Raw genomic sequence first — 10455 nt, forward strand, 5'->3', positions numbered from 1 at the left:
GGGGCCGCCCCCCCGGCGCGGCGCTACTAACGGGGGGGGGCCCCGTCCGTTCGGGGCGGGGCCCGCGCCCGTGGTACCACCCTAATTGATAAAGCTCGCCTCGGCTTTGCGCCTACGGCAAAAACTTGGTGGAGGTAAGGGGATTCGAACCCCTGGCCTCGTGAATGCCATTCACGCGCTCTCCCAACTGAGCTATACCCCCACGAAAACTTTGAGCCTTATCCGCTCTCCAGCCCGTAACGCGGGCTCCACGCCGCGGCTGGCACGAGCGCGCCGCGCCCGTGCTTCACCTGCGGGGCTTGCGGGCGAGTTCCGCCGAGGACCGCCGCCGGGCTCTCACCGGTTCCCGGCTCGCTCAGGGCGCCTTGCGGCGTACTACTCCCGCGCATCGCCGCGATCTGCGTTTGACGCGGTTCATTATACGGGGCGGCGCGAAGCGCGGTCAAGGCAACACGGCCACGCGCTGGGCGTCGCCCCACAGGCGTTCCAGGTCGAACGCCCGGCGCACGTCTTCGAGGAAGCAGTGGAACAGCACGCCGCCGTAATCCTGCAGGATCCAGCGGCCCTCGCGATAGCCCTCCTGGTGCCGGAACGGCTGGCCGGCTGCGCTCATGGCCTCGGCGACCGCGTCGGCCACGGCGCGGGCATGCGTCGGGTTCCCCGCGCTGGCGATGACGAAATAGTCGGCGACGATGGTGACGGCCGACATGTCGAGCACCACGACGTCCTTCGCTTTCTTGTCGGCTGCCAGCTGGGCGACCCGTTCCGCCGCGTGCCGGGCATCCAACGAAGGCGACACCCCCTGAGACAGTCTACCCATGTGTCAGCGGCTGGCCGACGCGCCCGCCGCGCCGCTCACATCCTGCCCAAGAACGATGGTCACCGTCCACTGCGCCGCCTCGGAACCCTCGCTCGGCGCGGGCGACGTCCGGTCGGCGCGGTCGAGCGCCGAGGCGGGATACAACTGCACGCCGGGCCACCTGTCGCTCAGCACGCGCAGCAACGCCTTCGCTTCGACCGAACCCGGCTCCTTCGCGTAGATCGCCGTCTGGCGGTGATCCGCGCTGGCGGCGTTGCCCACCGCGACGACGTCGTACCCCATGCCCCGCAGCACCTCGGCCCAGGACGCCGCAAGCCGCGGCGTCGCCGTCCCGTTCAGCACCCGCACCGCCACGGCGGCGTTCCGTTCCGGATCGATGCCCCGCACGTACCGGTCCACGTACTTCTTCAGCGTGGCGGCGTCGGCCTCTTGGTAGGAGACGCCGTTCTTCCACAGGTCCTTGGTGGGCAGCGTGGTCATCACGAGCCCGTCCGAACCCGCCGAGTGCCCGATTTCGGCGAGCTTCATCATGGTCGACGCGTCAAGGTTCGTGCGGACGTACCGGGCGAGGGTCACCATGAGCTTCGGCACGCGCGGCCAGGATCCGGGTTCCATCATCTTCTGGACCATGGCGCGGATGAACTCGTGCTGGCGGTCCATCCGGCCGAAGTCTCCGCGCGGGTCGTGGTAGCGCTCGCGCACGAAGCCCATCGCCTGGTACCCGTCGAGGTGCTGGTTCCCCTTCGGGATGTGGATGTGCAAGTCCTGGACGGGATCGTCGTAGTTCATGTTGTAGGGCACGTAGACGTCGACCCCGCCGAGGATGTCGACCATCTTCTGGAACCCTTCCACGCCGACGTCGACGTAGCCGTCGATGGGCACGCCGAGGAACTCGCTCACGGTCTGCACCGTGAGATCCGGCCCGCCGTACGCGTGGGCGGCGTTGATCTTGTCGTAGCCGCGGCGCCCGGGAATCTGCACCCGGGTATCGCGCGGGATCGAGAGGATGTCGACCTCGTGGTACAGCGGGTCGAAGCTCGCCACCATGATCGTGTCCGTCCGCGTGGCTTGACGGTGGCCGCGGATCACTTCGACGTCGTGCCCCATGATCACGACGTTGATCCGGCGGTCCGGGGGCGGCGTGGCGCTCACGGGGTCCACGCCCGGGTCACCGCCCGACTTCGGCACGGTGATCACCGAATAGAGCCAGCCGAAACCGGCCGTGACGGCCAGAAGCACGGCCAGCAGGAATGTGCCCGTGAACCACCAGAAGCGGCGTCGGGGCCGCCACCGGCGTCGGGACGGCAGCGGTTCCGGCTGCGCCATGATGAACTCACTCCTCTTGTCGGTACGGAAGCAGCGTGTTGCGCGCCCGCAGGGCTTTCGGATCGATCCACGCGCCACGCTGCAGGAGGTACTGCAACGTGTGTTCCAACGCGGCGACCATGCCGCCCTCCAAAGAGGCCCGAGCCCTGGCCCGGAGCCGGTCGACGCCGGGAAAATCGTGAGCCGGCTCCAAAAGGTCCGCGAGGTACACGACCATGTCGAGCCGGGACATTCCGGCGTCGCCCGTGGTGTGCAACCGCACGGCCTGCAACACGTCTGCGTCGGTCTCGCCGAAGTCGTCCGGCAGGCAGGCCGCGGCCAGCGGGCCGTGCAACAGGTGCGGGTGCGCCTCGTACTCCGGCGTCAGGATGCCCTTTTCTCTCGCGCGGGCGATCTGCTCCGCCGCGGGCAGCTCCTTGTATGCGTCGTGCCAAAGGCCGGCGCGTTCGGCCGCCTCGGCTTGGACGCCGTGAAGCTCGGCAAGTTCCCTGGCCGTTTCGGCCACGCGCAACGAATGCTCGTAACGTTCCCTCGATAGACGATTCGACAGAACGGCACGGATTTCGTCGCGACTGAGCACACGGCCACCCCGCGAGTTGACGTAAGTCGACAGGCTCATTATGGCCGAACGGCGCCGGCGTCGCCAGGGCCTTCGCCACGATCGCGGTACAGGCCCATCTTGTGGATGTACGCTTCGACTTCGCGCGGCACGAGATACCGGATCGGCCGTCCGGTGCGGACGCGCTCCCGCAGGTCGCGCGAGGCGATGGCCAGGGCGGGCACTTCCAACGTGCGGATGCGGTCCCGCGAGAAGGGGCCGAGGGCTTCCTTCACCGCCTCCAGGCGCCGCAGCGGGTAGCCCGGCCGGGTTGCCGCGACGAAGCGCGCCTGCGCGAGAAGCTCTTGCGGCTCCCGCCAGTTGAGGATCTCCAGGATCGCATCCGCGCCCGTGATGAACCAGAGGTCCGCGTCCGGGTGATCCTCCCGGAACTGGCGCAGCGTGTCGATGGTGTACGACGGCGCCGGCCGCTCCAACTCGATCCGCGACACCTCGAACGCCGGATGGTCGAGCGTGGCGAGGAGCGTCATCGCGAACCGGTGTTCCGCCGGCGTGATGTCCCGGCCCGGCTTGTGGGGCGGCTGTCCGGCGGGGACGAAGATCACGCGGTCCAGGCCGAGCGCGTGGCGCGCGGCGTCGGCCGCGACGAGGTGACCCAGGTGGATCGGGTCGAAGGTGCCGCCCATGAGACCGATGGATGGCAAGGCCAGACCTACTCCCACACGAATTCCCAAGCGCCGATGCGGACGGTGTCGCCCGGTTGCGCTCCCGCCTTTTTCAGCGCGGATTCGACGCCCCAGCGCTCGAGCCTGCGCTGAAGATAAAGAAGCGCCTCGCGATTGTCGAGATCCGTCATCGCGACCGCGCGCTCCACGCGACGGCCACGGACCACCCACGTGCCGTCGTCGAGCCGCTCGACGAAGATCGCCGTCTCGTCGTCCACGTCGCGCAGCACGAACGGCTGCTCGGGAGCGACGTTCGGCTTCGGCAACTCAAGCAGCGCCTGGCCGGCCGCCTCCACCAGCTCGCGGACGCCGCGCCCCGTCACGGCGGAAATCGAGAAGAAACGGCGGCCGAGCCGCTCCGCCTCCGCCTTCAGGCGACGGATGCCGTCCTCGGCGTCGGGAATGTCCGCCTTTGTGGCGACGATCCACTGGGGCCGCTCCGCGAGTTCCGCGCGGTACGCGCGCAGCTCCGCGTCGATGGCGTGCAGGGCGTCGACCGGGTCGCGCCCCTCCGTGGCGGCGGCGTCGACGAGATGCAGGAGCAGGCGGCAGCGCTCCACATGCCGCAGGAACTCGTCCCCCAGGCCCGCGCCCTGGTGCGCTCCCTCGATGAGGCCCGGGATGTCCGCCATCACGAAGCTGCCGCCGGACCAACCGACCACGCCCAGGTGGGGGGTCAGCGTCGTGAACGGGTAGTCGGCCACTTTGGGCCTCGCCGCGCTGACGACGGACAACAGCGTGGACTTGCCCGCATTCGGGAAGCCGACGAGGCCCACGTCGGCGAGGAGCTTCAGCTCCAGGCGGATCACGCGCTCCTCGCCCGGCTCGCCGCGTTCCGCGATGCGCGGCGCCTGCCGCACGCTCGACACGAAGCGCGCGTTGCCCCGGCCGCCGCGGCCGCCCTTCGCCACGACCGCCTCCGCCCCGTCCTCGACGAGGTCGGCGAGAAGCGCGCCCGTTTCGTCATCGTAGACGAGCGTTCCCACGGGGACCGGGACGATGAGATCCTCGCCGTCCGCGCCGCGCTTGTTGCTGCCTTGGCCGTTGCGGCCGCGCGCGGCCTTGAGGAGGCGACGATGGCGGAATTCGAAGAGGGTGTTGAGGCGCGCGTCCGCGCGCAGGATGACGTCGCCGCCGCGGCCGCCGTCCCCGCCGTCCGGCCCGCCGTAGGGGACGTATTTCTCGCGCCGGAACGAGAGGGCGCCGTGGCCGCCGTCTCCGGCTTTGACGCGAATGATGGCGCGGTCGACGAACATGGCGTTAGCTTATCACCGACCAGCGGCTGCGAATGCGGGTGCCGCGCGCGCCGTCCTCCAGTTCGACATCCGGTTCGAGCTGGACGTCGACCTTCCCGGCCAGCGCCGCCATGACCGGCGCCAAGCGCCGGAATGCCGCCTCGCCCGTCATCGACCAGATCTCGCAGACCAGGTCCCCGTCCGGCAAGCCTGCGGACAGGACGAGTTGAGGCGGTTCCGCGCCCGTGGCCGCCGCCGCTTCACGGCAGGCGCGCAGAAGGTCGAGGACGCCGCGGCGCTCGGAGTCGGGAAGGTCGTCCGGAGCCCGGTCGCCGCCCCGCACGCGGCACACCGTGCCCTCCGTGCGGGCCGTGGCTGCCGTCCAGACGAGCGCGGCCGCGAGCCAGTCCGGGCACCGGTTCAGCGCGCGACCTTCCGCCGAGAGATCGTCCGTGAACGCGCGCAAGAGGCTGGCCGCCCGCGCCGGCTCGCCGATCTGCAACCACCCGCTGACGACTTGCAGCACATTCGCCGTGTCGTGTCGCCACACGGCCGACAACAGGCGAATGTCAGCGTCCTGCCACACCATGGTCCGACCTTTCCCGAATGCAGAAAGAAGGCGGCCCGCCAAGGCCGCCCGAAGAGAACGCGGTCATCCGTTCACTCCGCCGCGACGGACAGAGGTTCGACGTGCACGCGCTTGCGGTGGCCATTTCCGTCGAAGCGGACGATGCCGTCGACGAGCGCGAACAGGGTGTCGTCGCCGCCCCGGCCGACGTTCCGCCCCGGATGGAAACGCGTGCCGCGCTGCCGGACAATGATGCTGCCGGCCGTCACCACCTGGCCGTCAAAGCGCTTGACGCCGAGGCGCTTGGAGTTGCTGTCACGCCCGTTGCGCGTGCTGCCGCCGCCCTTCTTGTGGGCGAACAGTTGCAGGTCAAACTGGCGCATGGTCTTCACCCTTTCCCCGGCGGGCGCCTCGATCCGGCTCACGGCCGGCGCCGCGCACGCCCGCGCGGTCCTCAAGACGGAAATGGTTTCCATAGTCCCGAGCGATGGCGGCCAACCCGGCCACGATCGTCTCCAGCACGTCCTGCGCGCGCGCGTCCACATGCGCGTCCGGCTGCTCCGGGACGACGAGCCTCAGCGCGCCCGGGCGCTGGTCGTGCGCGAACCGCGCGCCGACGCGTTCCAGGCCGAGCGGCGCCGTCTGCGAGAGCGCCGAGACGGCCGCGCAGACGATGTCGTTGCCGTAGCTGCCGAAGTTCGCGTGGCCGCGCACGTGCAACTCGCGGATCCGGCCGGCGGCATCGCGCCGCACGACGGCCCGCAGCATGCTCAACCCTCGATGCGGTCGATGCGCACGGTGGTGAACGCCTGCCGGTGGCCCTTCTTGCGGCGATAGTTCACCTTGGGCTTGTACTTGAAGACGATGATCTTGCGATCCCGCCCGTGGCCGACGACGCGCCCGACGACGCGCGCCCCCTCCACCGTGGGCGTGCCCACGCGCAGCTCCGCGCCTTCGCCGACGGCGAGAACGCGGTCGAACGTGACCTCGCTGTCGGGTTCGGCGTGCAGGCGCTCCACGCGCAGGACCTCGCCCTCGCGCACGCGGTACTGCTTCCCGCCGGTTTCAATGATGGCGTACATCCGAAACCTCCTGAACGCTCACAGCGTCGCCCGCGAGCGACAAATCCACAAGTGTGAATGTTAACAGAGCGCGCGGCGACCGTCAACGATCGCCGACTCCAATGTGGCGCGACTCGCCCGTTCGTGGTCAAATGAATCTGGTATGAACGCCATTCACCTGTCTCTCGCATACCTCGTCGTCGCCGGCTATTTCGTCGCCATGGTCTGGGGCGTCGGCGCCTGGCTGCTGCGCCGGCCGCGGGTCGCCGTCGCGTACTGGTGGTACCTGCGCGCCGTCGCGGCCCTGCTCGCCCTGCAGGCCGTGTTCGGCATCGCCATGTACGCCGCGGGGATGCGGCCGCCGACGCCGCTCCACGTCATGTACGGCGCGATCCTCTTTATCGGCGCGGGGCTTGCGGAATCCCTGCGGCCCGGCGGCCGGTTGCGCCGCCGTTACGCCGAGGCCGGCCACCCGCTGCACGAGCCGCGCACCGCCGCCTTCCTTGGCTTCGCGCTGTGGGCCGTCTCCCTGCGCGCCGCGATGACGGGCCTCTGGGGCTTCTGACGGGCGGCTCAGGCTCCCGCTTCCTGCGCGCCGCGCCCGGGCCCGGCGGCCGGTCGCGGCGCCGGCGGGTTCCCGGGCGCTGCGTTCCCCGGGGCGCTGTCGAGAATGCGCGCCTTGCAGTAGGTGCGGAACACCTTCGTGACCTCGACGAGCAGCCGCTCACCCACGCGCTTGCCGCCGCCTTCGATGTCGACGACGTACCCTTCGATGCGCGCGATGCCGTCCGCGGCGTTCGTCACGTGCGGCTCCTCGACTTTGATCTCGAGCCGCTGGCCGACCTTCACCGGCAGGGCCTTGGCCTCCACGGAGGCGCGGTCGCCGAGCGCTCGCAGGTTCATGTCCTCGATGTGGCAGCTCTCCGACCCGCGAATGTAGATCGTCCGGCCGGTCTCGCGCTCCAGTTCCCGCAGGTTGACGCCGCCGGCGCCGATGAGCAGCGCCGCGACGGACGGGTGCACCTCGACGAGGATGGCCTCGCCGTCCGAGTTGCGGAGAATCCTGCGGATCTCCCGGCGCACGCGGCGCGAGGCCGTCTCCTCGTTCATCACGCGGCCGCGCCCGTCACAGTACGGGCACGGCTTGGTCAGCAGGTCGCGCAGGCTCTGGCGCCCCTTCTTCCGCGTCATCTCCACGAGGCCCAGCTGCGTGAGGCCGAGCACGGTGGGCTTGGCGTGGTCGTAACGCGTCGCCTCCACCAGCGTTTCCACGACCTTCTTGCGGTGCTCCGCCACCTCCATGTCGATGAAATCGACGACGATGATGCCGCCGATGTCGCGGAGGCGCAGCTGCCGCGCGATCTCCTTCGCCGCCTCCATGTTCGTCTTGAAGACGGTGTCCTGCAGGTCGCTCGTGTTGCCGACGTACTTGCCCGTGTTGACGTCGATCGCCGTGAGCGCCTCGGTCTGGTCGATCACCAGGTACCCGCCGCTCTTCAGCCACACGCGGCGGTTCAGCGCTTTTTCGATCTCCTCCTCCACGCCGTAGAAGCCGAAGAGCGACTGCGACTTGTTCGGCGGGTACAGCTCCAGGCGGTCGCGGTATTCGGGCGCGAACTCGTCGAGAAACCGCGTGAGCCGCTCGAATTCCTCGCGGCCTTCGACGACGATCCGCGTGACGTGCTCGTTGAGCTGGTCGCGCATCGTGCGCTGGACGAGCGAAAGGTCCTTGTAGAGGAGCGCGGGCGCCGGCAGCCGCTTGCTCTTGGCGCGCACCTCGTTCCACGCCTGCTTGAGGTACTTCCAGTCCTGGCGGAGCTCCTCTTCCGAACGGCCTTCGGCGACGGTGCGGACGATCACGCCGAGGCCCTTGGACTTGATCCGATAGGCGATCTGCTTCAGGCGCTCCCGCTCCTCCTCGCTCTGGATGCGGCGGGACACGCCGACATAGTCCGCGGTGGGCATGAGCACGAGAAAGCGGCCGGGAATGGTCAGGTTGCGCGTCACGCGGGCGCCCTTGGTCCCGGTGGGCTCCTTCGCGATCTGGACGATCACTTCCTGGCCCTCGTGGACAAGCTCGGTGATGGAGCGCGGGCGCCCGTTCGGCGGCGGCGACGCCTGGCTCTCTTCCGCGCCGTCCTCCTCGTCCTCGATGCGGCCAGGCTGGGCGTCGTCGACGAAGAGGAAGGCGTTGCGGTCGAGGCCGATGTTGACGAACGCGGCCTGCATGCCGGGGAGGACGTTCTCCACGCGGCCCTTGTAGATGTTGCCGACAATGCGCTGCGTCAGGGGACGTTCGATGTAAATTTCGACGAGCTGCCCGTCTTCGACGATCGCGACGCGGGGCTCCTCACCCTCCGCGCTGATCACGATCTCGCGATCCAACGCGCTCAACTCCTACGAAATGGCGTAAATCTCAAAAATCAGCAGAAATCTCATCAATCGTCACCATTATACCGGACCGCTCCGGCGCAGTCGCGCGCGACTTCCCCGGCCTGAGCGCGCCGCCCGGCGCGCCCGGCGGCCGCTAGCGCCGGATGAGTTCGGCGACGGTCGCGCGAGGGCCCAGCGTGCGCAGGCCCTCGAGGAGCGCTTGCTCGTCGACGACGCCCAGCACCTCGAGATCCCGGCCGGCCACCACGATGACGTGCACGCGCCGCGGGGCCAGCCGGCGCGCCAGCTGTCCCAGGGTCACGTCGGGATGCGCCGCGAGGGTGCGCACGGGCAGCACCCCGTGCCGTCGCAGGACGTCGCCTCGTCTCAGCCTTCGTCGTTGTTCGGCCATCGCCGCCTCCCACCGCTCGGGCACGGCCCGCGTCCACACGAGGTACGCGAGGACGAAGACGCCGGGCACAGCCAGCCCGAACCCCGCCAGTGCCACGCCGGCGCCGCACATCGCCACGGCCGCGGCGCGGCCGACCTTCGCGGCGGCAGCCGCAGCCGCGCTCGCGCCGCGCGTCGGCTCCAAGAGCGCCTTGAGCACGCGCCCGCCGTCGAGGGGCAGCCCCGGGACCAGGTTGAAGAGCGCCAGGGACAGGTTGGCCCCCGCAAAGACCCGGAGCAGGTGCGGGTCCAGCGGCAGGCGCGGACCGAGCTCGACGCTCACCGCGTACAGAACGAGGTTGTTCAGCGGCCCGGCCAGGGCAACCATCGCCTCGACGCCCGGGTCCGCCAGCTCCAGCCCGACGACGCGCGCGCGGCCGCCGAACGGGAGGATCTCCACCTCGTCGACGTCCAGCTCATATGCGGCCGCGACGACGATGTGCGCAAGCTCGTGCGTGGCCAGCGCCAGCGCGACGAGCGCGGCCTCCGGCCCGAGCCCGAGCGCGTACGCGCCGGCGAGCGCGACGGGGACCCAGAGGTTCAGCGTCACGCGCGTCCCCGCGATGCGCAGGGCGATCATGCGGGGATCAGGTGCCGTTCGCCGGCACGAGGCCGAGGTAGGGGGCCGGATCGACCGGGTGGCCGTCGTCGCGCAACTCGAAGTGCAGAGCGGCCGTCGCTCCGCTGCCGGGGTCGGCGAAGGCGCCGAGGGGGCCGAGGATGTCGCCGGCTTTCACGGTGTCGCCCACGCGCACGTTCGCTGCGGACAGGTGGACATAGGCGGTGCTCCAGGGGCCGGCGTGCCGGACGACGACCATGATGCCGGCGCCGTCGGGCGAACGGCCCACGGACGCGACCGTCCCCGCGGCCACGACCCGCACGGGATCGCCCGGCCGGCCGGCGATGTCGAGGCCCGTGTGATACTGCGGCTTTCCGCCGATCTGGCGGAAGCCGAACCACGACGCGGCCTCACCGTCCAGCGGCCGGCGCAGTTCGCCGAGGCCGGTCGGCAACACCGGCGGCGTGCCCGCGGCCGGCGGCCCTCCCACGGGCAGCGCGTCCGGCCCGGCCAGCGGCCCGCCGGGCGCCAGCCGCGCCACGGCCCGCGCCCAGTCGACGATGGTGTCCTGCCCCAGCGCCCGTTCGAGCGCCCGCAGCCACGGCGCCTCGGGCATCGCCCGCCCGGCGGAAAAGACGGCGAGGAACACGGCGGCCGCGGCTGCGCTTTGCCACGCCCACCGGGGCAGGCCCAGGGGCCCGGTCGCGATCGCACGCGGCCCGCGGCCGGCGACCCACCGTCCCGGCTGCGCCGCCGAGATCGGCCGCGCTGCCACCCGG

The 10455-nt window shown here is 70.5% G+C and carries 13 protein-coding genes and 1 tRNA gene; 1 reads left to right on the top strand and 13 read right to left on the bottom strand.

What is annotated here, in order from left to right; all coding sequences use genetic code 11:
- Positions 1–126 precede the first annotated feature (126 nt).
- The 10 genes from IRZ18_06370 to rplU all read right to left on the bottom strand — a co-directional run bounded on the left by IRZ18_06370 (position 127) and on the right by rplU (position 6315).
- Positions 127–202, bottom strand: a tRNA-Ala gene (locus IRZ18_06370).
- Positions 203–442: 240 nt separating this feature from the next.
- Positions 443–820, bottom strand: a complete 378-nt coding sequence (rsfS, locus tag IRZ18_06375; GenBank protein ID MBX5476730.1) for a ribosome silencing factor — start codon at positions 818–820, stop codon at positions 443–445.
- A gap of 3 nt (positions 821–823) precedes the next feature.
- The gene (locus IRZ18_06380; protein MBX5476731.1) at positions 824–2146 is read right to left on the bottom strand and encodes an LCP family protein; all 1323 of its coding nucleotides are present in this window, start codon (positions 2144–2146) and stop codon (positions 824–826) included.
- 7 nt (positions 2147–2153) lie between these two features.
- The gene (gene yqeK, locus IRZ18_06385) at positions 2154–2651 is read right to left on the bottom strand and encodes a bis(5'-nucleosyl)-tetraphosphatase (symmetrical) YqeK (GenBank protein MBX5476732.1); all 498 of its coding nucleotides are present in this window, start codon (positions 2649–2651) and stop codon (positions 2154–2156) included.
- Between the two features lie 113 nt (positions 2652–2764).
- The gene (locus IRZ18_06390; GenBank protein ID MBX5476733.1) at positions 2765–3391 is read right to left on the bottom strand and encodes a nicotinate-nucleotide adenylyltransferase; all 627 of its coding nucleotides are present in this window, start codon (positions 3389–3391) and stop codon (positions 2765–2767) included.
- Between the two features lie 26 nt (positions 3392–3417).
- Positions 3418–4686 carry a GTPase ObgE gene (gene obgE / locus IRZ18_06395; protein MBX5476734.1) on the bottom strand — a complete coding sequence of 423 codons (1269 nt, stop codon included), beginning with the start codon at positions 4684–4686 and terminating at the stop codon, positions 3418–3420.
- 4 nt (positions 4687–4690) lie between these two features.
- Complete coding sequence (locus IRZ18_06400) at positions 4691–5254, bottom strand: Spo0B domain-containing protein (GenBank protein ID MBX5476735.1); 564 nt, start codon at positions 5252–5254, stop codon at positions 4691–4693.
- Between the two features lie 71 nt (positions 5255–5325).
- The gene (rpmA, locus tag IRZ18_06405; GenBank protein MBX5476736.1) at positions 5326–5616 is read right to left on the bottom strand and encodes a 50S ribosomal protein L27; all 291 of its coding nucleotides are present in this window, start codon (positions 5614–5616) and stop codon (positions 5326–5328) included.
- Positions 5603–6001 carry a ribosomal-processing cysteine protease Prp gene (locus IRZ18_06410; GenBank protein ID MBX5476737.1) on the bottom strand — a complete coding sequence of 133 codons (399 nt, stop codon included), beginning with the start codon at positions 5999–6001 and terminating at the stop codon, positions 5603–5605. Before IRZ18_06410 ends, rpmA begins: the two co-directional genes overlap by 14 nt.
- Before the next feature lie 2 nt (positions 6002–6003).
- A complete protein-coding gene (gene rplU / locus IRZ18_06415) occupies positions 6004–6315 on the bottom strand; it encodes a 50S ribosomal protein L21 (protein ID MBX5476738.1) in 312 nt (103 codons plus the stop codon).
- A gap of 142 nt (positions 6316–6457) precedes the next feature.
- Here rplU and IRZ18_06420 point away from each other — a divergent pair, with 142 nt between their 5' ends.
- Entirely contained in the window at positions 6458–6859 is a 402-nt protein-coding gene (locus IRZ18_06420) for a hypothetical protein (protein ID MBX5476739.1), read from the top strand.
- A gap of 8 nt (positions 6860–6867) precedes the next feature.
- On the opposite strand, the gene IRZ18_06425 is transcribed toward IRZ18_06420, so the two are convergent.
- The 3 genes from IRZ18_06425 to IRZ18_06435 all read right to left on the bottom strand — a co-directional run.
- On the bottom strand, positions 6868–8679 hold the full coding sequence (locus IRZ18_06425; GenBank protein MBX5476740.1) for an Rne/Rng family ribonuclease: 1812 nt from the start codon (positions 8677–8679) through the stop codon (positions 6868–6870).
- Between the two features lie 142 nt (positions 8680–8821).
- Complete coding sequence (locus IRZ18_06430) at positions 8822–9667, bottom strand: site-2 protease family protein (protein ID MBX5476741.1); 846 nt, start codon at positions 9665–9667, stop codon at positions 8822–8824.
- A gap of 37 nt (positions 9668–9704) precedes the next feature.
- Positions 9705–10455 (bottom strand): M23 family metallopeptidase (locus IRZ18_06435; protein ID MBX5476742.1); only part of this gene is annotated, 751 nt, incomplete at its 5' end.

Source organism: Clostridia bacterium (genome assembly GCA_019683875.1).
GTDB lineage: Bacteria > Bacillota > Sulfobacillia > RBS10-35 > Bu92 > Bu92.

Coding starts and splice junctions, on each gene's coding strand:
- IRZ18_06380 (MBX5476731.1), bottom strand. CDS start 2,146: ATGGCGCAGCCGGAACCGCTGCCGTCCCGACGCCGGTGGCGGCCCCGA.
- IRZ18_06410 (MBX5476737.1), bottom strand. CDS start 6,001: ATGCTGCGGGCCGTCGTGCGGCGCGATGCCGCCGGCCGGATCCGCGAG.
- rsfS (MBX5476730.1), bottom strand. CDS start 820: ATGGGTAGACTGTCTCAGGGGGTGTCGCCTTCGTTGGATGCCCGGCAC.
- rpmA (MBX5476736.1), bottom strand. CDS start 5,616: ATGCGCCAGTTTGACCTGCAACTGTTCGCCCACAAGAAGGGCGGCGGC.
- IRZ18_06420 (MBX5476739.1), top strand. CDS start 6,458: ATGAACGCCATTCACCTGTCTCTCGCATACCTCGTCGTCGCCGGCTAT.
- obgE (MBX5476734.1), bottom strand. CDS start 4,686: ATGTTCGTCGACCGCGCCATCATTCGCGTCAAAGCCGGAGACGGCGGC.
- rplU (MBX5476738.1), bottom strand. CDS start 6,315: ATGTACGCCATCATTGAAACCGGCGGGAAGCAGTACCGCGTGCGCGAG.
- IRZ18_06390 (MBX5476733.1), bottom strand. CDS start 3,391: ATGGGCGGCACCTTCGACCCGATCCACCTGGGTCACCTCGTCGCGGCC.
- IRZ18_06400 (MBX5476735.1), bottom strand. CDS start 5,254: ATGGTGTGGCAGGACGCTGACATTCGCCTGTTGTCGGCCGTGTGGCGA.